Origin of the sequence: Prevotella falsenii DSM 22864 = JCM 15124 (genome assembly GCF_000613945.1) — a bacterium.
Taxonomy (GTDB): domain Bacteria; phylum Bacteroidota; class Bacteroidia; order Bacteroidales; family Bacteroidaceae; genus Prevotella; species Prevotella falsenii.
The window spans coordinates 51,462-72,294 of sequence record NZ_BAJY01000005.1 but is presented as its reverse complement, the minus strand read 5'-3'; the positions used below and the strand labels follow the sequence as shown (position 1 = coordinate 72,294).

At 40.8% G+C, this 20,833-nt stretch carries 22 protein-coding genes; 10 read left to right on the top strand and 12 right to left on the bottom strand.

Annotation, left to right across the window (positions count from 1 at the left end; genetic code table 11):
- Positions 1–4: 4 nt before the first annotated feature.
- Positions 5–625: a sugar transferase gene (locus tag JCM15124_RS03320; RefSeq protein WP_024998292.1), complete on the bottom strand. Its 621-nt coding sequence runs from the start codon at positions 623–625 to the stop codon at positions 5–7.
- A 199-nt stretch (positions 626–824) separates the two neighbouring features.
- Between JCM15124_RS03320 and dinB the strand changes: the two genes are divergently transcribed.
- Positions 825–1,886, top strand: coding sequence for a DNA polymerase IV (dinB, locus tag JCM15124_RS03315; RefSeq protein ID WP_024998291.1), 1,062 nt, complete (start codon positions 825–827; stop codon positions 1,884–1,886).
- 521 nt (positions 1,887–2,407) lie between these two features.
- Here the strand turns inward: dinB and JCM15124_RS03305 are convergent.
- Complete coding sequence (locus tag JCM15124_RS03305) at positions 2,408–3,826, bottom strand: helix-turn-helix transcriptional regulator (RefSeq protein ID WP_232220063.1); 1,419 nt, start codon at positions 3,824–3,826, stop codon at positions 2,408–2,410.
- Between the two features lie 159 nt (positions 3,827–3,985).
- Here JCM15124_RS03305 and JCM15124_RS03300 point away from each other — a divergent pair, with 159 nt between their 5' ends.
- Genes JCM15124_RS03300 through JCM15124_RS03290 form a run of 3 tightly spaced genes read left to right on the top strand, consistent with a single transcriptional unit; the run spans position 3,986 to position 5,952 of the window.
- Positions 3,986–4,462: a hypothetical protein gene (locus JCM15124_RS03300; protein WP_024998288.1), complete on the top strand. Its 477-nt coding sequence runs from the start codon at positions 3,986–3,988 to the stop codon at positions 4,460–4,462.
- Positions 4,463–4,513: 51 nt separating this feature from the next.
- Positions 4,514–5,227 carry a hypothetical protein gene (locus tag JCM15124_RS03295; protein ID WP_024998287.1) on the top strand — a complete coding sequence of 238 codons (714 nt, stop codon included), beginning with the start codon at positions 4,514–4,516 and terminating at the stop codon, positions 5,225–5,227.
- Between the two features lie 11 nt (positions 5,228–5,238).
- Positions 5,239–5,952 carry a fibrobacter succinogenes major paralogous domain-containing protein gene (locus tag JCM15124_RS03290; protein WP_024998286.1) on the top strand — a complete coding sequence of 238 codons (714 nt, stop codon included), beginning with the start codon at positions 5,239–5,241 and terminating at the stop codon, positions 5,950–5,952.
- Between the two features lie 108 nt (positions 5,953–6,060).
- Here the strand turns inward: JCM15124_RS03290 and serB are convergent, their stop codons facing one another.
- The 3 genes from serB to rfbC form a co-directional block, all read right to left on the bottom strand.
- Positions 6,061–7,308, bottom strand: a complete 1,248-nt coding sequence (gene serB, locus JCM15124_RS03285) for a phosphoserine phosphatase SerB (RefSeq protein WP_024998285.1) — start codon at positions 7,306–7,308, stop codon at positions 6,061–6,063.
- Between the two features lie 70 nt (positions 7,309–7,378).
- The gene (locus JCM15124_RS03280; RefSeq protein WP_024998284.1) at positions 7,379–8,167 is read right to left on the bottom strand and encodes a DUF4738 domain-containing protein; all 789 of its coding nucleotides are present in this window, start codon (positions 8,165–8,167) and stop codon (positions 7,379–7,381) included.
- Positions 8,168–8,185: 18 nt separating this feature from the next.
- Positions 8,186–8,737, bottom strand: coding sequence for a dTDP-4-dehydrorhamnose 3,5-epimerase (rfbC, locus tag JCM15124_RS03275; protein ID WP_024998283.1), 552 nt, complete (start codon positions 8,735–8,737; stop codon positions 8,186–8,188).
- Between the two features lie 841 nt (positions 8,738–9,578).
- Between rfbC and JCM15124_RS03270 the strand changes: the two genes are divergently transcribed.
- From JCM15124_RS03270 to JCM15124_RS03260, 3 genes are read left to right on the top strand one after another with little or no spacing between them, the layout of a single operon-like run.
- Positions 9,579–10,310 carry a (Fe-S)-binding protein gene (locus JCM15124_RS03270; protein WP_024998282.1) on the top strand — a complete coding sequence of 244 codons (732 nt, stop codon included), beginning with the start codon at positions 9,579–9,581 and terminating at the stop codon, positions 10,308–10,310.
- Positions 10,311–10,329: 19 nt separating this feature from the next.
- Entirely contained in the window at positions 10,330–11,724 is a 1,395-nt protein-coding gene (locus tag JCM15124_RS03265; protein ID WP_024998281.1) for a lactate utilization protein B, read from the top strand.
- 51 nt (positions 11,725–11,775) lie between these two features.
- Positions 11,776–12,351 (top strand): LutC/YkgG family protein, encoded by a 576-nt coding sequence (locus JCM15124_RS03260; RefSeq protein WP_024998280.1) that lies wholly within the window; start codon positions 11,776–11,778, stop codon positions 12,349–12,351.
- A gap of 284 nt (positions 12,352–12,635) precedes the next feature.
- On the opposite strand, the gene JCM15124_RS03255 is transcribed toward JCM15124_RS03260, so the two are convergent.
- The 7 genes from JCM15124_RS03255 to JCM15124_RS03225 all read right to left on the bottom strand — a co-directional run bounded on the left by JCM15124_RS03255 (position 12,636) and on the right by JCM15124_RS03225 (position 18,940).
- Positions 12,636–13,733, bottom strand: coding sequence for a DegT/DnrJ/EryC1/StrS family aminotransferase (locus JCM15124_RS03255; protein WP_024998279.1), 1,098 nt, complete (start codon positions 13,731–13,733; stop codon positions 12,636–12,638).
- A 5-nt stretch (positions 13,734–13,738) separates the two neighbouring features.
- Positions 13,739–14,683 carry a GNAT family N-acetyltransferase gene (locus JCM15124_RS03250; RefSeq protein ID WP_024998278.1) on the bottom strand — a complete coding sequence of 315 codons (945 nt, stop codon included), beginning with the start codon at positions 14,681–14,683 and terminating at the stop codon, positions 13,739–13,741.
- Positions 14,684–14,775: 92 nt separating this feature from the next.
- Positions 14,776–15,186 carry a sugar 3,4-ketoisomerase gene (locus JCM15124_RS03245; RefSeq protein ID WP_024998277.1) on the bottom strand — a complete coding sequence of 137 codons (411 nt, stop codon included), beginning with the start codon at positions 15,184–15,186 and terminating at the stop codon, positions 14,776–14,778.
- Positions 15,187–15,244: 58 nt separating this feature from the next.
- On the bottom strand, positions 15,245–16,393 hold the full coding sequence (rfbB, locus tag JCM15124_RS03240; RefSeq protein ID WP_024998276.1) for a dTDP-glucose 4,6-dehydratase: 1,149 nt from the start codon (positions 16,391–16,393) through the stop codon (positions 15,245–15,247).
- A gap of 25 nt (positions 16,394–16,418) precedes the next feature.
- Positions 16,419–16,925, bottom strand: a complete 507-nt coding sequence (locus JCM15124_RS03235) for a metallophosphoesterase family protein (protein ID WP_024998275.1) — start codon at positions 16,923–16,925, stop codon at positions 16,419–16,421.
- 7 nt (positions 16,926–16,932) lie between these two features.
- Entirely contained in the window at positions 16,933–17,559 is a 627-nt protein-coding gene (locus JCM15124_RS03230) for a cytidylate kinase-like family protein (RefSeq protein ID WP_024998274.1), read from the bottom strand.
- Between the two features lie 31 nt (positions 17,560–17,590).
- A complete protein-coding gene (locus JCM15124_RS03225) occupies positions 17,591–18,940 on the bottom strand; it encodes an MATE family efflux transporter (protein ID WP_024998273.1) in 1,350 nt (449 codons plus the stop codon).
- A 154-nt stretch (positions 18,941–19,094) separates the two neighbouring features.
- Between JCM15124_RS03225 and JCM15124_RS03220 the strand changes: the two genes are divergently transcribed.
- From JCM15124_RS03220 to JCM15124_RS16395, 3 genes are all read left to right on the top strand, one after another.
- The gene (locus tag JCM15124_RS03220) at positions 19,095–19,697 is read left to right on the top strand and encodes an outer membrane beta-barrel protein (protein WP_024998272.1); all 603 of its coding nucleotides are present in this window, start codon (positions 19,095–19,097) and stop codon (positions 19,695–19,697) included.
- Positions 19,698–20,154: 457 nt separating this feature from the next.
- Complete coding sequence (locus JCM15124_RS03215) at positions 20,155–20,592, top strand: hypothetical protein (RefSeq protein ID WP_232220062.1); 438 nt, start codon at positions 20,155–20,157, stop codon at positions 20,590–20,592.
- 113 nt (positions 20,593–20,705) lie between these two features.
- Positions 20,706–20,828, top strand: coding sequence for a DUF3256 family protein (locus JCM15124_RS16395; RefSeq protein WP_232220061.1), 123 nt, complete (start codon positions 20,706–20,708; stop codon positions 20,826–20,828).
- Positions 20,829–20,833 lie beyond the last annotated feature (5 nt).

Sequence of the window (20,833 nt, the reverse complement as noted above, 5' to 3'; positions counted from 1 at the left end):
TTATTTAAAATTTCTTTCCACTTACGATGTTTATAAATGTTTTAATGATAATTTTGAAGTCGAGCCAGACCGAACGCCTTTCAAAGTAGCTTATATCCATTTCGAGACGTCGCAGCATCTTTTCCATTGTATCAGTATATCCGTTATAGAGTGTGGCTTCCGAAGTTAGTCCCGGTCTCATTTTATAGATGACAGGATAGAGGTCGGTATGCTCCATAATCTTGTCGATAAAGTATTTGCGTTCGGGGCGCGGACCTACTAACGACATATCGCCACGCAACACATTCCATAATTGGGGCAGTTCGTCGAGATGGTGCCCACGGAGAAATTGCTCGAGCGGCGTAGAGTTCTTGCAATTTGTTTTTGCTACCAATTGTGGCTTTTCTTCCTCCACGATACTACTCATAGTGCGGAATTTAAGTATGACGAATGGTTCCCCTTTATATCCAATGCGTATTTGTCGAAAGAATATAGGTCCATTTCCTTGGCATTTCATCAAGACTGAAATAATGGCGAATATAGGCGAAAGCAAAATTAATCCAAGTGCAGCCATAGTAAAATCGGAGGCTCTTTTTACGCCTCGCTGTATGCTACCCATGGCATCGGTGTGTGTTGCTTTACTCATTGTTTGCTCGGTTCTTATTACTGTCTTATTCAAAGTTCTTCTGAATATCCGACCTATGGGCTGAACATCAGAAAGTGGACGGCTATTACATAGTGCCCACTTATATATAAACTCTATTTTGTGAAATTTGTTGCAAAGATAATGCTTTTTTCTTAAATACTTATGTTTTTGCGTATCTTTGCACAAGAAAAACTCAATATTGCGTAAAATAATCCATATAGATATGGACGCCTTCTTTGCTTCTGTGGAACAAAGAGACGCTCCGGAGTTAAAAGGTGTGCCGTTGGTGGTGTGCCACGACCACCCACGCAGTGTTGTTACTACGGCAAGTTACGAGGCTCGAAAGTATGGAGTGCGCTCGGCTATGCCCTTGGCTCAAGCAAAAATGCGTTGCCCTAACCTCCTTGTTGTTGAACCGCATTTTCAAAAATATAAAGAGGTTTCGCAACAAATTCATCATATCTTCCATAGATATACAGATTTAGTGGAGCCTATTTCGTTGGACGAGGCCTTTCTCGATGTAACTCATAATAAATTGGGAATAGAATTGGCTGTTGATTTGGCGAAAAGGGTGAAAGAAGAGATACTCCGCAAAACACATCTAACAGCTTCTGCAGGTGTAAGTTATAATAAACTGTTGGCGAAAATAGCCTCAGACTACCGTAAACCGAATGGCATTTTCACGGTACACCCCGACAGAGCGTTAGACTTTATAGCGGAATTACCTATAAGGAAGTTTTGGGGAATTGGCCCTAAAACGGCGGCGACTATGTACAAAATGGGTATCTATAAAGGCGAACAGCTGCGTAAAGTTTCGCTTTCGCATTTGGTGCAAGTGTTTGGAAAATCGGGTTCCGTACTTTACGATTTTGCCCGTGGGATAGATAACCGCCCCGTTGAGGCTTATCGCGAACGTAAGTCGGTAGGTTGCGAGCAAACTTTTTTGGAAGACTTAAATACGGAGTCGAAAGTTATAATAGAGCTTTATCATATTGTTATAGAGTTAGTTGAAAGAATTAGCAAAAGTAATTTTGAAGGTCATACCTTGTCTTTAAAGCTAAAGTGGGACACCAAAAGTCAGATTACACGAAGCATAACAGTAGGCAAGATATTGAAAACAAAAGACGATATTTTGCCTTTGGCAAAGTATCTTTTGCATCAAACGGAGTATCGACGTCGTACTATCCGTTTACTTGGACTTTCCGTGAGTGGCGATGCTTCGCATAAATGGGAAGAGGGTTTCTTGGATTTCAGAGGATAATTCCTTTACAATCTGTGTTTAACAAAGTTGCTTGTGTTTAGTAAAGGTATTCTTTAAGGTTGCAAGTTCTTAAGGACTACGAGCATCAAATTGGAAGTTCAATACAGACTTCAACAAGGTTTGGCAGGATTTTATCAGAGGGAACGATTTTCATTTTTCTTACTTTTGGCAGATGCAGCAAGTGCATCGGTTTTGTAAAGATAATTCTGTTAAAAAGTGATATAATCGCTTTGGCGTTGCGAAACCGTAGGTTTTGCATTGTAAAACCTACGCTTTTACCGTGCAAAACCTACGGTTTTGGAACGCAAAACAATAGGTTTTGTAATGTGTTGATGTATAGGAGGTTATGTGGGAGTTGCGTTTGCGAAAAATATTTACGGTTTTATCATTTTTTTTCACCTATATATAATAAGGTATGTGTAGGAAAAACGGAGTATAAATCTAAAAGATATGCCTATCCGGAAAGATGAAGTTATGCGCCTATCCCATTTCCGAATATCGGTAAAATCTTAAACAACCGTTCATTCCATCTGCTGAATGTATTTCTCTAAGTTCTCGTTATCGAGCCCCAAGCGTTTTCTGAGTCGGTAGCGAAGTTTATAGAGTCCGGCTCCGGATATATTAAGCACCGACATAATCTCGTGCGCATCAAGTCCTGTCTTTATGAGGCATACCAGCCGTTTCTCTGCTTTGGTAATGGTTGGATATTGTTTTTCTAACCGGCGACAAAAGTCATTCTCAATAAGTTGAAACTGTTCGTCAAAGAACTGCATTCTTTTTTTCTCCTTCGGGTCGCTGAGCATTGCCAATTGCAACGACATTGATATATTCTCTTGTTGCGATTTTGCCAGTTTTTCCTGCTCTGCCTTCATCTTGAGTTTTGACAGTTCTTTTTCTAATTCTGTACGTTTGAGTTTGTCAGACAGTTCCTTCGCCTCGAGTTCCACTATTCGTTTGCGCTGTTTGGTTCGATAATAAAACAAGACTGACACACATATTATTAATCCGGCAACGACGGCAACGAGTAGCAGGAGTATGCGTTGCACCTTCATTTCCTCACGTGCTTTGAGCTGTTCGGTCTCGATTTTGGCTTTTTCTTGTATTTGTCCTATCTTGTAAGTTGCCATTGCTCCGTTCAGCGAATCGCGCATGTAGTAATACTGTGTGAAATGATTGACAAAGGCGCGATAGTCCTGACGTGCTGAATCGATGTGCGTCATTGCCTGCAATGCTTCGACTTGAATGTTCAATTGCCTGAAACGCACACTCTGTTCAAGACATTTTTGTGCATAGGTATAAATGGAATCGATTTGTCCGCACTGCTTTGCTATGAGTAACCGACAATACATAAGTTGGGTATAAAAGAATTTATTGGCTTGCTTGTCCAGTTTGTTAAGAATTTCCGAAGCCTCTTTTACCTTTCCTTGCTTGATGTATATTTCTGCCAAATTACTTAAGTCGGCTTGGAGAAAAACTTTATTTGATATGCGACGATCGTTGGCAATGGCATGTGTCATCACCCGTTCAGCCCCGGCATAGTCTTTATTATGCTGTATCAAGTAGACGGTATTAGCATAGTAGTACCGATATTTTTCTATTGGATTAAGTTGAGATACCGTGGTTTGTGCCTTTTTAAGGTAAGTCCATGCTTCCCTCCAAAGTCCAATGCCTTCATACAATAGTGCGAGATGTATGTGGCATATTGCTTGTCCTTTTTGATTGTTCGTTTTCTCATAAATAGTCTGTGCATCGGAAATATTCTTATAAGCCTTGACAAAGGAATAATTGATTATCTCCAAATATGAACTGTTCAACAAACTGTCGGCATGCACTTTCTCTTCTTTATCAATAAACGAAGAGCAACCAATAATCGTAAGTGTGGTAGCCAACAGTATCAGAATTGATATTATATGTGTATGCTTTGATTGAAAGATTGTCATGGTAGAGCAATTTTATAACAAAGGTAATGATTTCTGTAGATTATCGTTTAATTTTAACAAATATTTGATATGTTGTCTATGTGATGTCCATATCTCGCTTTTGTTTATTTGCTGAAAAACCTATTATTTTGCAATATCAACGTTAATAAAATTCACATTATGAAGAAACTAAGGTATTTAATTCTTGCAATGACCTTACTGATAACTCTCGGAGCTATGGGTGAGGACGGAGTGTTGTTACAACTGAAAAACGGCTCAATTGTAGGTTTTGCCTTTTCCGGTAAGCCCACGATGGTGATTGGTGCGATGCTGGAAATTCGCACCACCGAAACAACCGTCAGTTATGATTACAATGAAGTAAAGCGAGTATGTTGGGGAGAAGTCCAACCCAGTGGTATATCTTCTGCCAAAGACAACATCAACAGCAATGTGGTCTTTCGCATTAATGCGAACGGACTGAACGTTTCCGGACTTCCAAATGGCGAACGTGTCAGTGTCTATGATACCACGGGAAAATTGGTAGCAACTGCTATTTCCAAGCAAAATGATGTTACATTGGCTCTACCAATGAAACAATCCGGTGGTATTTATATCGCACGGACACAGTCGGGGGTATCTTTTAAATTTACTCGATAAATTCAATGGCATTATTTTACTATTACTAATATAAATCAAAAAATACACAATATGAAGAAAATATTATCTTTTATCTTTACTGCAATGCTCGCTTTGGGGGCAAACGCACAAAATACTCATGATATAATTGTATGGCATGGGACAGAATCTCAAACAATTCAGGCTGTGGATAGTATTACATTCGTTAAGGCAACAGTCAATGCAACCTATGTTGATTTGGGGCTTAGCGTAAAGTGGGGCACTTGCAATATCGGTGCAAAAAATCCTGAAGATTTCGGTAATTTCTATCAATGGGGAGACACAGAAACCAAAGAAGACTACGACTGGAAGACTTACAAGCATGGCACTGACCGTAATAATTTCGAGAAATATGGTGTGAAAGATGGCAAAACAGTGCTTGACCCGGAAGACGATGCTGCAACAGCCAATTTGGGTGAAGGCTGGCGCATGCCTACTCCGGTGGAGATTAAAGAATTGGTAGACGACTGTACATGGGAATGGACTGCTATTAATAATGTGAATGGATATAAGGTAACGGGCAAGAACGGTAATTCTATCTTCCTTCCGGCAGCAGGTGTGATGTTCACAACAAATCCTTATTACGGTGGAAAATTTGGCTATTATCTGTCTAATACGTTACGCGAGGGAGAACAGGCTTATGTTAAAATGTATGCGCAAGGACTTACTTTCCAGTCGGATAAGCATCAATTAGACGACCGCATAGGGCGTAACTATGGCGTTCCTGTTCGTCCTGTACATAAGTAAAGCAATCGGTTATGATGAGAAAACATATATTATCACTCATTCTTTTTGCAGTAGTGTCGGTGGCATTGGCACAACAGAAGGTCAGTGTTAAGATATGGAAAGGCGGCAATTCAACAACCATTGAGCAGATAGACAGCGTAACCTTTCCAAATACGACGCACCAAATGGTTTCCGTAGACTTAGGATTGAGCGTGAAATGGGGTGCATGCAATGTTGGAGCAGAGACCCCCGAAGCCTATGGCAACTACTATGCTTGGGGCGAAACCGGTATCAAAAAAGTATATAATTGGGAGAAATATAAATATGCTGATGCTGCCTCTGCAACGATGACAAAGTATAATTCCACTGATGGAAAAACGATTTTGGAGACTAACGACGATGCAGCTACTGTTGTATTGGGAAGTACTTGGCGCATTCCGACGACATCTGAAATGAAAGAATTAGTGGAGAAGTGTACTTGGAAATGGCAAGAAGACGAGGAAAACGGACACTATGGCTACTGGGTTACAGGACCAAATGGTAATCGTATCTTCCTGCCTGCCGGTGGTTGTATGAACGATGATAGCCCATATGCAGTGGGATTTAATGGATATTATTGGACTTCATCGGTCAGTTCTGTTGATGATAGGTTGGCACGTCATTTGTTTTTCGATTATAATAACATCAATGGCACCAATGTTAGTCAGCGGTATTATGGTTTCTGTATAAGACCGGTCAAGCCATAAACGAATATTAAAACAGAGTTTCCATTTCCGTTTCCCTCTTTAAATAGTGGGCACAGGGAATGGAAACTTTGTGTTTAAATGCATGTTATGTATAGGCAAGAACCGCTTTTAGAGCTTGCCTGCCTCGCCAAGATAGCTATCTTTAAATCCTAAGAAGTAAAGAACGCCGTCGAGTCCGATAGTACTAATGTTCTGTTCGGCAGTTTCTCTTACACGTGGTTTTGCATGGAATGCAATACCTAAGCCGGCTTCTGCAAGCATTGGCAGGTCGTTAGCACCATCGCCAACAGCAATGGTTTGTGCCAAATTCACCTTTTCAACCTGTGCTATAAGCTTTAATAGTTCTGCTTTTCGGCGTCCGTCTACAATATCTCCAACAAAGTTTCCTGTCAGTTTGTTGTTTTCGTCTATCTCCAATTCGTTTGCATAGACATAGTCAATATCGTATTTTCTTTGTAAAAACTCGCCGAAGAAAGTAAATCCTCCACTAAGAATGGCAATTTTATAACCACAGTTTTTCAATACTGTCATTAAGCGGTCTACACCTTCTGTTATGGGGAAGTTGTCTGCAATCTCTTGCATTACGTTGGCATCAAGACCTTTCAAGAGCGCGACACGTTCCTTGAAACTTTCTTTAAAGTCTATTTCTCCACGCATGGCACGTTCTGTAATCTCCTTCACCTTGTCGCCTACACCTGCCTTTTTTGCCAATTCGTCGATACATTCTGTTTGAATAAGGGTTGAATCCATATCGAAACAAATAAGGCGACGCATACGACGATACATGTTATCTTTCTGTAACGAGAAGTCAATGCCTTGTTCTTGGCTCATTTTCATCAATCCGGCTTGCATCTGAACGTAGTCGTTCGGTGTCCCACGAAGCGAAAACTCTATACAAGCACGAACGTTGTAGTTTTCTTTCTTTATACTTTGACGACCTGTAAGACGGACGATGGAGTCGATGTTCATTCCCTGACCGGCTATTTCCTTGGTGGTAGCTTCTATGTTTTCTGCAGAAAGCGAACGCCCGATAATGGTTAAAATATATCGGTTCTTGCCTTGTTGGTTTACCCAATCTTCGTATTCATCGTCCGGAATAGGAGAGAAACCAATGTTTACACCTAATTCGGTAGCTTTGAAAAGTAAATCTTTCATTACTTTACCCGAATTGTCTTCGCTTGTTCGGATAAGGATACCGAGCGAAAGTGTGGCATGAATATCAGCCTGACCAATATCGAGAATACGTGCATCGTACTTTGCCAATATTCCCATGATAGCTGCTGTAAGTCCCGGTCTGTCTTGTCCTGTAACTCTAACTAAAATCTGTTCTTCCTGAATTGTCTTTTTACTTTTCATAAATCATCTGTTTTTATATTGGTATAGGTTCTTTGTTTCTAATATATTTTTATTGTTTTAGATACTTTTCTTATCTCATTTTCATTGATAGGTTGCCATCTGTGGTTATCCTAACGGCAATAACATAGCTTGTCGAAGCGTCCGGAATACCTATAATGGCATCGAAATACAATGCTTTCTCGTCGGTATGGTTAAACTCGAACTTACGTAAAATACTCTTTTCCAAGAACTTTTTATCGATAAGTGAGGCAAATTCCTGTTTTCTGAAATCGTGTTTATAAACGAGTTTATCTTGGTTTGATATTGAAAGCGAGGCTACATTGTCAAGATAGGCATTGTCTACTTCTATCCCATTTTCATTGTAAGTAGACTTTATAACCCTGTCTGAAGTCGTCTTTACTGTAATTTTGCTTTCAAAATACCCCATATTTGTTCTTACCACCGTATCGGTTTGCGTGTGCATAAAGGTGTTCAGCGCATATACTTGGTAGCCAAATGATGCACGCAGGTCTTTGTTCTTGCTTTTTATAAGACGCACCTCATCGCCGTTGTCATTAATAAGAACAAATACATTCTCCGATTGTTTTGCTATCTTATATTCGTTTTGGTTTTGTCCTTTCAGATAAAGTGAGTCTTTGTAAATCCAAAACTGTACTGGCATACTGGCGGAGTCAGGATAGAAAATGCTGTCGCCTTTCGCCAACAGGGTAGGTTCTCCATTGTCGTCAGACACCCACAAGCCTTGAAACAATTCTTTTGCCTTGGCATCTTCGGCAGGAGAATTGCCTTGTTTCGTCTTGTCGGTACATCCAATGACGAACAGAAAGAAAGCGAGTATGTAGAAACTTTTTAGTTTCATCATTGCATTTAAACGTTTTTAAAAAAGGTCTGCATCTTTCCAAGCTACGGCTCGGTTCAGGTCTTTGTCGGAAATGACAATGTCTTTTTCGTCGATAGGCCATTCTATTCCTACTGTTTCGTCGTTCCAACGCAGGCTTGCTTCGCTCTGCGGTGCATAAATGTTGTCTACTTTATATGTGAAGATAGCTTCGTCCGATAGTACCAAGAAACCATGTGCAAAGCCACGAGGAATAAAAAACTGACGTTTGTTCTCCTCCGACAGCTCTACCATAACATATTTGCCTAATGTCGGCGAATTTTTTCGTAGGTCTACAGCTACGTCAAGCACTTTTCCTTTCAGCACACGCACCAATTTTGCTTGCGAAAACTCACCTTTTTGGTAATGAAGTCCGCGCAGTACGCCATAGCTTGACTTTGACTCGTTGTCTTGAATAAATTCTATATGCTGCCCTATATGCTCGTCGAAATCAGCTTGTTTCCATACTTCATAGAAGTAGCCGCGAATGTCGTTAAACACTTTTGGCTCCATTATCCAAACACCATCGATATTGGTTTTCTTGTATTCCATTTATTATTTATAATAGTATTTTGCATTGCAAAGATACGAAAAGATATTGAATTGCTGAAGTAAAAAACCTCTTTATTAAGTTTTTTAATCTATAAAAACGTGCGTTCGCAGTAAGAATTACGCCAATATATTATATATAAGGTATTTAAAGAACGAATTGATTATAATTTAATGTGCTTATAATCAAAAAGAAGATAAAGTATCTTCGTCCTTAAATTCTCACACCGAACTCATGTTATTCATGAACGTTTTCGTTCCGCCAAATGGGCAATGCCAAATTTATTTAAGCATAGCCATGGCGAGAAAACGCACTTTTCGAGGACCGAGAAAAGAACGAAAAAGGGCGATAAATATGTAAATATTTTTCGCAAGTGCAACTATTGCGTAACTATTTATTTATCAGCGCATTACAAAACCTATTGTTTTGCGTTCCAAAACCGTAGGTTTTGCACGGTAAAAGCGTAGGTTTTACACTGCAAAACCTACGCTTTCGCAATGCCAAAGCGCAATTATCGTTTTTTAAGAGAATTATCTTTACAATATTGAACAAAAAGTTTCTCATTGTTTCATCAGCGAATTTGCTTAAGATACACCTGTGATACAGCTTGCCTAATCTGCTTTTTTACGCCGAACTCACGTTATAAAAATATAATGAAAATTGTATGGCAGATTTGTAAAAGCTGATGTCGGAGACGGCTATTACCGTAAAATAGTACAATGTTTGTAAGTTTATTTGTAAAATAAATGAATAGTTTCGTATTTTGTATCGATATTTTTCTTTATTCTGACATTTTATTTTTACTTTTGTGAAATAAAAGCTAACAAGATTATAACTATTTATATGAGGATAGGATTATTTATTCCATGTTATGTTGATGCATTGTATCCGGAGGTCGGTTTGGCAACTTACAAACTTCTACGTAAATTAAAACTTGATGTAGAATATCCTGAACGTCAAACGTGTTGTGGGCAACCAATGGCAAATGGAGGTTTTCAACGCATGTCGGGGAAGTTGGTTGAGAAGTTTGAAGATGTTTTCAGAGATTACGATTATGTGGTAACGCCAAGCGTTTCGTGTGCTGCTTTTGTGCAGAAGAACCACCCGCAACTTCATAAACACAAATGTTCAACGCCTGAAAAAACAATGGAGCTGGTGCAGTTCTTACACGATGTCTTAAAAGTAAAAGAGCTACCGGGGAAGTTTGAGCATGTTGTTTCGGTGCATAATTCGTGCCACGGTGTGCGTGAGTTGCAATTGAGTTCGCCCACTGAAGAGCATATTCCGCGATTTAATAAGATTATAGATTTGTTGAAGCTAAAGGAAGGCATTACAGTAAAAGAACCGGAACGTCCCGATGAATGTTGCGGCTTTGGTGGAATGTTTGCCATTGAAGAGCCTGCTGTAAGCAGTCGAATGGGTGATGATAAAGTAAAACGACACATGGAAACAGGTGCAGAGTTTATCACGGGACCCGATTCTTCGTGCTTAATGCACATGCAGGGAGTGGCAAGCAAAAAGAAATATAATGTTCAATTTAAGCATGTGGCTGAAATTTTAGCTGCCGGCATTTAGTTTATAAGGAGGAAAAAGCATGGCAACGAGTCATTCAAAGAAGGCAGCAGCATTTCTATCAAATCCCGACAGAGTAACTCGCCACGACCAAACATTTTGGGGAATTAGGGAAAAACGTGATATTCAGGCTGCAATGCTCCCCGAATGGGAAGATTTAAGAGAACATGCAAGCCAAATAAAAGAGCATACACTGACCCATTTGGCTGATTATTTGGAGGAGTTTGCAAACCAATTGGAAAGCAACGGCGTTATTGTTCATTGGGCAAAAGATGCGCAAGAGTTTAACGAAATTGCATACGGCATTTTGGAAAACCATAAGGTAAAGAAGTTGGTAAAGTCCAAATCGATGCTCACCGAAGAATGCGAGATGAACGATTACCTTATTAAAAAAGGTATAGACGTCGTGGAAACCGACTTAGGCGAACGTATTTTGCAGTTGATGAACTTAAGACCGTCGCATATTGTAGTACCTGCTGCCCATATTACACGCGACGAAGTGGGCGATATGTTTGAAGAAAAAGGAATATCAAAAGATATTGGCAACCATGACCCAACCTATCTTACACAATGCGCACGTTACAGTTTGCGCGAAGAGTTTATAGAAGCCGAGGCAGGAATGACGGGGTGTAATTTCGGTGTTGCTGCAACGGGCGACTGCGTAGTTTGCACTAATGAGGGCAATGCGGATATGTGTACGGCTGTTCCTAAATTGCATATTGTATCTATGGGCATTGATAAAGTAATTCCGAATTACGATTCTTTGGCTGTTTTTCAACGCTTATTATGCCGTTGCGGAACGGGGCAGCCTACCACAAGCTTTACTTCTCATTTCCGCAAGGCTCGTCCTGATGGCGAAATGCACGTTATTCTGGTAGATAACGGTAGAAGCGACATAATCGCAAACCCACTCCACTGGAAGACAGCAAAATGTATTCGATGCGGTGCGTGCATGAACACGTGTCCTGTTTATCGTCGTTCTATGGGCTACTCGTACAGTTATTTCATTCCCGGTCCTATTGGGGTGAACCTCGGAATGTTGCATAATCCTAAGCAACACAGCGGAAATGTTTCGGCTTGTTCGCTCTGTTTAAGCTGCGACCATGTTTGTCCGACAAAAGTAACTCCGGGCAGTCAGATTTATTCTTGGCGTCAAGAGCTTGAGAAGTTTGGTACGGAAAACAAGCAAAAGAAGTATATGGCAATGGCAATGACTAAGTTGTATGGCAGCTATACAATTTACGACACTGCAACGAAATATGCTTATTTAGCGAATTATGTACCGAAAAAGATGCTTGACATCAAGCTGAATCCATGGAGCGAAGGGCACGATATGCCACGATTTCCTAAGAAACCATTCCACAGGGTTTATCGCCAGATGATAGAAGAAATGGAAGAAGAGGAAAAGAAAAAATAGTTATAAAAGATGCAAGAGGAAAGTCTTGCATCTTCATAAAAAAGAACTATAATGAAGAAAGAACAATTATTCGACAAGTTGCGTGGTGGTGTTACACGACAATTTGATATGCCGGCCGAACCGGTAAAAGGCATTGTCTACGAAGATATTATAAAACAGTTCGCCGAAATGTCCAAGACCGTTGGCGGAAAGATTATAGAAGTTAAGACGACCGACGACTTAAATGCCGTAATCCGCAAGGCTTATCCCGATGCAAAAGTATTCGCATCGAATGTAAAAGGCATTCAGGCAGACTTAAATCCCGATACTGTGGCAACTGCAGCCGACCTGAATGGAACCGATGTTGGTATTATTCAAGGTGAAATAGGAGTTGCAGAAAACGGTTGTATATGGGTTCCGCAGACAATGAAAGAGCGTGCCGTATGTTTTATTTCTGAGGAGTTGGTTATCTTGCTCGATAAGAAAAACATCGTAAACAATATGCACGAAGCCTATAAGCGTATAGAAATGAACGAGTACGGTTACGGTGTTTTTATTTCAGGACCAAGCAAAACGGCTGACATTGAGCAGGCTTTGGTAATGGGTGCGCAGGCTGCCCGTGGTGTTACGGTGGTACTTATCGACTAAACAAAAAGCGTAAACATTTTTCACAAACGTAGCTGTTGTGTAACTTCTTATATACCAGTGTGTTGCAAAACCTATTGTTTTGCGTTCCAAAACCGTAGGTTTTGCACGGTAAAAGCGTAGGTTTTACATTGCAAAACCTACGCTTTCGCAATGCCAAAACGAAACTATCATTTTTCTTCAGAATTATCTTTACAAAGCCAATGCACTTTCAGCACTTTTCTAAAATAGTAAATTGGTAACTTTTCTGCTTTTAGTGTGTACTGATGATGGATAATATTTTCAGATTAGTGGAAGTTGTTCAGCAACGTAACGATTTGCTCGGCATCGCTTAACGACATTGTTTGATTGCAAGGAATGGAAAGCTCTTCCCGATGGATATGTTCTGTTATTGGAAATGAAAGAGCATTCCATTCCTTGTATGCTTTTTGCTTATGGGGTGGAATGGGGTAGTGTATCATTGTCTGCACACCGTTTTCCTTTAGAAAATCTTGCAGTCTGTCGCGTTCGGCGCAGAGTATAGGGAAAATGTGGTAAACGTTATCACGGTTTAAAACTGTAGGAATGCTGATGCGGTTGTTCTTTATATGCTGTTCAAAATAATGGGCAATTTCTTTTCTGCGTGCATTTTCTTCATCAAGATACTGTAATTTTACGTTGAGCACGGCAGCTTGAATTTCGTCCATACGACTGTTTTTGCCTTGGTAGTCAAATACGTATTTATGGCTTGAGCCATAGTTGCCAAGTGTTCGAACGGTTTCGGCGAGTTCCAAATCATTCGTGGTTACAGCACCGGCATCGCCCAATGCGCCAAGGTTTTTGCCCGGATAGAAACTGTGGGCAGCAGCATCGCCGAGACTTCCTGTAAGTTTGCCGTTGTAAGTACAGCCATGTGCCTGCGCATTATCTTCTATTAGCTTGATTTTATGTTGCTTACAAATGTTGCTTATTCTTTCGGTATAAGCACAACGCCCATATAGATGCACAAGCATGATGGCACGTGTGCGAGACGTAAGGGCAGCTTCAATGCGGCTGTCGTCTATTTCCAACGTTGTAATATCGGGTTCTACGAGTACCGGGGTAAGGTTGTTTTCGGTTATAGCCAATATGGTGGCAATGTAAGTGTTGGCCGGTACGATTATTTCATCGCCATCGTGGAGCTGTCCGAGTTCTTTATAGGCACGCAAAATAAGGTGCAATGCATCGAGTCCGTTGCCACAACTAACGCAGTGTTGTGTACCGATGTAGGTGCGATAACGCTCTTCAAGACACAGAACGGTACTGCCGTTAAGATACCAACCCGATGCCACGACGTCCGAAATCGCCTTGTTTATTTCGTCTCCGTGCATTGCTGTGATGCGTTTGAGTGATAAATATTCTATCATAAGATTTATATTTTCCATTCGTAAGTGTCGTAACAAACGCCTCGTCCGCCAAATCCTTCCTTTTGATGGATTAGTTGTTGATTAAGAATGGTACCGTTTTTCTCGGTGCTTTTGCCAAAATCGAAATAACCGTTTCTGCCTTTATACACCTTATTTATTATATAGTCGAACAACAAGTCTAATGCCCCCATCGCCTTTCCGTCGGGCGATGCCGAGATGTATTGTGTATGAACAACGTTTGGTGTCTCGTAAATGAGCGTGCCGCCAAGCGGTTCTCCGTCGGTTGTTGTAGCCATATAGAGTTTTATTTCTTTCGGAAAACGACTCATTAAAAGCTGCAATTCAGTTAAAGAATGTACGGGGCGAGCATCGTATTTGGCAGTTAAATTGTTGTTGAGGATATTCCAAAATGATGCTAAATCTTTACTCTCACCTACGAGAATGTTGTTTTTGATGGCTTTCCGAATGCCACTTCTGCGGCTTTCGGTAAACTTTCGTACGTCGTGGAGGCTGAACGACGACGAAATATCACGGCTGATAAGTTGTGCATAGCACACTTTAGTAAGTGCATAGAGGTCTTCTTCGGCCGGAATGCGGTGGTAAATCCACGGAATAGCTTTGTAAACAACTTGTTTTATGCCCATTTCCTTGAGCAAAATATTCAGCTCCGAAAAGATGTTACATACCTTTTCAGCTGTCATTCTCTCCGTAGTGAGCAATCCGCCATAGGTAAGTCCCTGATGCGAATATAAAGTATTGTCTTTTCGATTGGCAGGTAATACGGCAGAAATGCGCCCTTTTTCCATTACGACAAACGAACAGTCGGTGAACCTATCGGCATGATAGTCCATATAGTTGCGATTGAAAAGAAACGTGCCTTGCTTGGAAATGGTTACCAATTCGTTCCATTTCGCTGCATCATCAAGGTTGTATTGTTTAATTTCAATCATATAATGGTATTATTTGATATACGAAATTTCAGGATTTATGCTTTGAAAGCCACGTATCAACTTTCGTCCCGAACCTATTTCCCATATAGTTTTTATCTTGTTTTACCGATGATTTTTAAATACTCATCGTACTCTCTGATGTAGTCGTCTTCGTCAAACGGGTCTTCGGCAAGCACCAAACAGACTGCACCGGAGGAGAAATCTTCGAGTGTTCGCCACGTGTCTGTGTTTACAAGCAGACCTTGATAGGGGTGATTGAGCAAGAACGACTCTTTTTCTGTGCCGTTATCGAGTGTAACAGTGAAAGAACCGTTTGCCGCAACAATAAATTCGCGACAGTGCTTGTGCGAGTGTCCGCCACGATTTTCGCCCCCCGGTACATCGTAAACCCAATAAACGCGCGAGATATTGAAAGGAACATCTTTCATTTCCTCTGCTACGGTAAGGTTGCCACGGTGGTCTAATCGTTTAGGCAGTTCTATTATCTTCCCTATTTTTGCCATATTTGTGAGTTGGAAAACTTTCCCTGACCTGTTTGAAAGGGCAGGGGGAAAGTTTTATTTATCGGTTTCCGTACATTTCTTCGTAGTACTTCTGATAGTCGCCGCTTGTTACTTCTTCAATCCAAGATTGGTTTTCCAAGTTCCATTTTATTGTTTTCACGATGCCATCGGCAAACATTGTTTCAGGAAACCAGCCCAATTCGTTCTTAATCTTTGTAGGGTCGATGGCGTAACGTGCGTCATGACCGAGCCGGTCAGCCACGTGTGTAATCAAATCGTTGTTGAGCCACGAGATGTCAATGTCGCCATTAGAGTCTTTGACCTGCTTTTTCAGCACCTTGCGAAGAGCTTTATCTTCAGCCATCATATCGTGAATGGTTTTGATAGTGAGCTTTACAATGTCAATATTCTTCATTTCGTTGTGTCCACCAACGTTGTAAACCTGTCCTACACGACCTTCACGAACCACCATGTCAATAGCTTTGCAGTGGTCTTCTACGTACAACCAGTCGCGAACGTTTAAGCCTTCGCCATATACAGGAAGCGGTTTGCCTGCAAGAATGTTGTTGATAATTAATGGAATTAACTTCTCCGGGAAGTGGTAAGGTCCATAGTTGTTCGAGCAACGTGTAATGCTGACAGGCATGTGATATGTGTCGTGGTATGCCATAACAAACATATCGGCACTGGTTTTACTTGCCGAATAAGGGCTGTGAGGGCATAGCGGAGTTTCTTCAGTGAAGTATCCGTCAGCTCCAAGCGAGCCATAAACTTCGTCGGTAGATACCTGATGGTAACGTTTTCCATCCTTCCATGTAGGATAACCCTGCTCGTCTTTGCCTGTAACCCATGCATGGCGAGCGGCGTCCATAAGGTTTTGAGTACCCAATATGTTTACATTCAAGAATAGTTGTGGGTCTTCTATCGAGCGGTCTACGTGGCTTTCGGCTGCGAAATTCACAAGATAGTCGATGTCGTTTTCAGCAAACAGCTTGTCAATCAATTCTCTGTCGCGTATATCTCCCTTTACGAAAACACAACGTTTGTCGTCGATGTCGTCTTTGATAGTACCGAGATTGCCGGCGTAAGTTAATGCGTCAAGCACGATAACCTTAATATCTTCGTTCGCATACTTCTTGTGAAGCAGATACTTAATGTAGTTTGCACCGATGAAACCGGCTGCACCGGTTACCAAATAAGTTTTCATAAGTTGCTAATATTTTTGTTTTAAATTATTTGTTTCTATTGTTTGTTAATGTAATAACTTCGCAATCGCTCATTTTATTGCCCTTGATGGTGAGTCTTACGATGGTTCTTTCTTTGTGAAAACCCTGTAAACCCACTGCACCGGGGTTGATATGGAGCAGATTTAATGTTTTATCGGGCATTATCTTCAGTATGTGTGAGTGCCCGTCTATAAAAAGATTGGGTGGCGAATAATAAAGTATGTTGCGCACAGAGTAGTCGTATCTCCCCGGGTAGCCGCCAATATGCTTCATCAAAACCTCTACATCTTCACACTTAAAACGCAAAATTTCGGGGTATCGGGCACGAATATCGTAACCGTCGCAGTTGCCGTAAACTGCTCGAAAGATTGGTTTCATTGCCTCGAATTTGTCTGCCACCTCCAACGAACCTATGTCGCCGGCGTGCCAAATCTCATCGCAGTCTTTCAGATAAAACTTGTATTTCTCGTCCCAATAGGCGTGCGTGTCGCTTATAATACCAACTCTCTTCATACGGAATTTAATCTATCGATAACTTCTTTCGTACAAAGCAAGCTATAAAGTCTTTTGTTTCGTTGGTTCCCAATATGCTTGCGTCCACACAAAGGTCGTAGTTCGTAGCCTGTCCCCATGTCTTTCCCGTGTAATAGTTGTAATATTTGGCACGTTCACTTTCTTTATTTTCAATGAATTTAAGGGCTTCTTCCATTGTACACCCCCGGCGTTCACTTACGTTTTTTGCTCTGAAACCGATGTTTGCAGTAATGAAAATGTTTATGGTGTCAGGGTTATCGCGCAGTACGTAATCTGCTGTTCTACCTACAAAAACGCAGCGTGGATTTTCTTCGGCAGCCTTTTGTATCACATCGCTTTGAAATTGATAGAGTCCTTCTTGTGAGAAATCGTTCTTATAGAAGTCGTTATTGCCCAAAAGCGGTAAGTGAATATGGAAGTGCGACTTAAGAAATCCCTTCTGCTCATCGTTCTCTTCAAAGAATTTTTCAGAGAAACCGCTCTCCTTTGCTGCAAGGTTTAAAATCTCTTTATCGTAGAATTGACAGTTAAACTCTTCTGCAAGGGCTTTCGCTATGCAGCGTCCGCCACTTCCGAGCTGTCGTCCAATGTTGATTATCAGTTTCTTTTCCATAAGCGAGGATATTTTTTCAGACTAATTTGCTTTACATTTCTTTCTTTATTCGTCGTAAATAGACGGTCATTATCGATATTGCCACAATCACGGAAATAAGGTCGCTCGTGGGCATTGACGCCCATACGCCGTTGATGCCATAAAGGTTAGGCAGCAGAACGAGCAGCGGCAGCAAAAACAACAACTGTCTTGAGAGCGACAGGAAGATACTAATTTTCACTTTCCCGATACATTGGAAGAAGTTGGTAATTACCATCTGGCACCCTATAAGCGGGAACATCATCATGATAATTTTTATTGCCTTGATGGAACCATTAATGAGTTCGGGGTCTGTTGTAAACATTCGGGCACAATAGTAGGGTGCAAACATAGCCAAAGCCCACCCTGTGAGCATAATGCAAGTTGCCGTAATGATGGATAATTTCACTACTAGCATCATTCTGCCGTATTGCTGCGCACCGTAGTTGTAGCCTGCAATGGGCTGCATACCTTGGTTGAGTCCGATAACAAACATTACGAAAATCATTGCTATACTGTTGGCAACGCCGTATGCTCCTACTGCCATATCGCCACCAAATCGTACCAACTGATTGTTTATGAAGATGACAATAACGCAAGCGCAGGCATTCATTAAGAAAGGCGAAATGCCTATCGAGACAATGTTTCTGACGAGATTGGCTTTCAATTTGTATATACCTCGTTTCAAATGCAATAGTTCGTTTTTGTTGGCAAACAGCTTCATTTGCCAGCAGAGTGCCAAAACCTGCGATATAATGGTGGCGAAAGCTGCGCCCTTAATGCCCCAATGCCACCAAAGAATGAACACTACATCGAGCAAAATATTCATAGCGACGGTGAAAATAGTGGCAAACATCGCCATTCGTGGCTTCGATGCTGCCCGCAATACAGCGTTCATACCGAAGTACATGTGCGAAAACACATTGCCGGCAAGTATCACCTGCATAAAGTCGCGTGCGTATGGAAGGGTGGCATCGCTTGCCCCGAAGAAACGCAAGATAGGGTCGAGAAACAAAAGGCAAATGCCTCCGAAAGCCAAACCTATAATAAGGTTGAGGGTGATGGTATTGCCAAGAATGTTTTCTGCCGACTCATAGTCTTTCTGACCTAACTTTACGCTAATCGTTGTAGATGCGCCAACGCCCACGGCAGCACCGAATGCCGCCGCAAGATTCATGAATGGGAACGTAATGGCAAGTCCCGAAATCGCCATCGGACCTACTACTTGCCCGATAAATACACGGTCGATAATATTGTAGAGCGATGCTGCCGTCATTGCAATGATAGCAGGCAAGGCATATTGTGCGAGCAGTTTGCCCACCGGCTTAGTTCCAAGCTCTAATGTCGCTTTCTTATTATCCATTCAAAACAGTTGTATATCTTCTGCAAAAGTACTAAAAAAAACTGACATACCTAATGATATTCAACATCTTTTACTTTGTAAATCAATTTTTCAGGATATTGTTGGCATTAATGAAAAAAAGGAGTATTTTGCAAAAAACAAATTAGAAAAAAGTATGAAACAACTATTCTTATCTCTATTCTTGCTTGTTGGAAGTATGGCTACTTATGCGCAAGCAACGTTTCCAAACACAGTTGCCCATAACGACGACAAACATGGGGCGCGCACTTTTATGGGCGGAGCTGTAACATTTTGGTCTGATCCGAAAGATAAATCTGTGAAGTTTGACTTCTCTCCTGAAATCGGCTACTTGTTTAACGATACGTGGGGAGTGGGCTTAATGCTGGGCTATGAATATGAAAGAGAACGTGAAGCTGGGCTGAAAAAGTATTCCACAGCCTTTAAAATATCGCCTTTTGCACGTTGGTATTATGTGCACAAAGGTCCTTTCAATTTGTTTTTAGATGGTGGAGTAGGGTTCGATTTCGGTAGAGTAAAGGTTGCCGACACCAAAACCAACCGCCATGGCTTTGAAGTTGGTGTACGCCCCGGAGCTTGTGTAGACCTTACAGAAGGACTTTGCTTATGCTTGCGAATGGGTTTTGTAGGCTATCGGCACGACTATCTCGGTGGCGAAGAACCTGAAATAGGAACCAACGGTTTTGGTTTACGCTTTGCACCGGAAGAATTAATGATTGGTTTTGAACTTGAATTTTAAATATTCGGCAGAATTTCACTTTAGGAACGATTTTCCCTTTTCTTGCTGAGAGCAGACACAGAAAAGAGCTTCCATTTTGTAAAGATAGTTCTGTTAAAAAGTGATAATTGCGTTTTGGCATTGTAAAAGCGTAGGTTTTACATCGCAAAACCTACGCTTTTGGTCGGTAAAACAGCCGCTTTTACAATGCAAAACAATAGGTTTTGTAATGTATTGATAATGAAACTGTTAGCTGATTGCTATGTTTATGAAAGATATTTACACTTTTATCTCCTTCTTTTCGTCAGTTTCAGAGCAGGAATTAAAAGGCTTGCCTATTCGGAAAAGATAAAGCTATATGAAGCCAACTAACAGTTTTAATTTTCTTTGCTACTTGTGTGGAAACTGTCATTTTTTTGTATATCTTTGCAGTTCAAATTAAAATAGAATAGTATAAATGATGAAAAAGAAATTGAGAATGGTATTTTTATTACTTGCTTTCGCATTGAATGTATCGGCGCAAAGGCAAGTTAGTGGTGTTGAATTTATGGCGGACAAAGCCAAAACAATGGAAGTGCTGGAGAAAAAATTCGGTGCTCCTTATTTGTTAGGCAGTGGAAAAGCGACGTATAAGAACGTTGTTTTTGACGGAGAAACCTATAACGAGGCTGAATGCTTCTTCGATGAGGAAGGAAAACTAAACCAGTTGCGTTTAAAAACAAATTGTGCTAATAAGAAAAATGCTATTGCACGAATGAACAAATTGGCAAAGAAATACGAGCAAAACTACAATACGACCTATTCGGAAAACCTCGATGATGGGAAATTTGTAGTAGGATATGATACAAAAGGCGGAATGACGATGATGATTTCTACCTTTAAAAACAGTTGTCAGTTAAGTTTTGGCCTTTTCTGATTCGCTGTTGTAAAGCGTAATAATAAGCATCTTTTTAGAAAATAAACTTGCCTGTTTGCTAAAAAAAGCGTAATATTGCACTTCAAAAATGCAGTATTACGCTTTTACTTGATATGAAAAAAATATTTTTAATCTTATTGGTTGCTTTCGGTTTATTGCCTTTGAATGCGCAGAATATGCGTCAGATATGGCTGGAAATGCCCGATTCGATAGTGCTTATCTTAATAGAAGTTTAAGAACG

Excerpts from the sequence above, each read along its gene's own strand:
- JCM15124_RS03255 (WP_024998279.1), bottom strand. The coding sequence starts at position 13,733 with ATGATAGAATATTTATCACTCAAACGCATCACAGCAATGCACGGAGAC.
- JCM15124_RS03265 (WP_024998281.1), top strand. The coding sequence starts at position 10,330 with ATGGCAACGAGTCATTCAAAGAAGGCAGCAGCATTTCTATCAAATCCC.
- JCM15124_RS03290 (WP_024998286.1), top strand. The coding sequence starts at position 5,239 with ATGATGAGAAAACATATATTATCACTCATTCTTTTTGCAGTAGTGTCG.
- JCM15124_RS03235 (WP_024998275.1), bottom strand. The coding sequence starts at position 16,925 with ATGAAGAGAGTTGGTATTATAAGCGACACGCACGCCTATTGGGACGAG.
- JCM15124_RS03245 (WP_024998277.1), bottom strand. The coding sequence starts at position 15,186 with ATGGCAAAAATAGGGAAGATAATAGAACTGCCTAAACGATTAGACCAC.
- JCM15124_RS03230 (WP_024998274.1), bottom strand. The coding sequence starts at position 17,559 with ATGGAAAAGAAACTGATAATCAACATTGGACGACAGCTCGGAAGTGGC.
- rfbB (WP_024998276.1), bottom strand. The coding sequence starts at position 16,393 with ATGAAAACTTATTTGGTAACCGGTGCAGCCGGTTTCATCGGTGCAAAC.
- JCM15124_RS03270 (WP_024998282.1), top strand. The coding sequence starts at position 9,579 with ATGAGGATAGGATTATTTATTCCATGTTATGTTGATGCATTGTATCCG.
- JCM15124_RS03320 (WP_024998292.1), bottom strand. The coding sequence starts at position 625 with ATGAGTAAAGCAACACACACCGATGCCATGGGTAGCATACAGCGAGGC.
- JCM15124_RS03220 (WP_024998272.1), top strand. The coding sequence starts at position 19,095 with ATGAAACAACTATTCTTATCTCTATTCTTGCTTGTTGGAAGTATGGCT.
- JCM15124_RS03305 (WP_232220063.1), bottom strand. The coding sequence starts at position 3,826 with ATGACAATCTTTCAATCAAAGCATACACATATAATATCAATTCTGATA.
- JCM15124_RS03280 (WP_024998284.1), bottom strand. The coding sequence starts at position 8,167 with ATGAAACTAAAAAGTTTCTACATACTCGCTTTCTTTCTGTTCGTCATT.
- JCM15124_RS16395 (WP_232220061.1), top strand. The coding sequence starts at position 20,706 with ATGAAAAAAATATTTTTAATCTTATTGGTTGCTTTCGGTTTATTGCCT.
- JCM15124_RS03250 (WP_024998278.1), bottom strand. The coding sequence starts at position 14,683 with ATGATTGAAATTAAACAATACAACCTTGATGATGCAGCGAAATGGAAC.
- rfbC (WP_024998283.1), bottom strand. The coding sequence starts at position 8,737 with ATGGAATACAAGAAAACCAATATCGATGGTGTTTGGATAATGGAGCCA.
- JCM15124_RS03225 (WP_024998273.1), bottom strand. The coding sequence starts at position 18,940 with ATGGATAATAAGAAAGCGACATTAGAGCTTGGAACTAAGCCGGTGGGC.
- JCM15124_RS03215 (WP_232220062.1), top strand. The coding sequence starts at position 20,155 with ATGGTATTTTTATTACTTGCTTTCGCATTGAATGTATCGGCGCAAAGG.
- JCM15124_RS03300 (WP_024998288.1), top strand. The coding sequence starts at position 3,986 with ATGAAGAAACTAAGGTATTTAATTCTTGCAATGACCTTACTGATAACT.
- JCM15124_RS03260 (WP_024998280.1), top strand. The coding sequence starts at position 11,776 with ATGAAGAAAGAACAATTATTCGACAAGTTGCGTGGTGGTGTTACACGA.
- serB (WP_024998285.1), bottom strand. The coding sequence starts at position 7,308 with ATGAAAAGTAAAAAGACAATTCAGGAAGAACAGATTTTAGTTAGAGTT.
- JCM15124_RS03295 (WP_024998287.1), top strand. The coding sequence starts at position 4,514 with ATGAAGAAAATATTATCTTTTATCTTTACTGCAATGCTCGCTTTGGGG.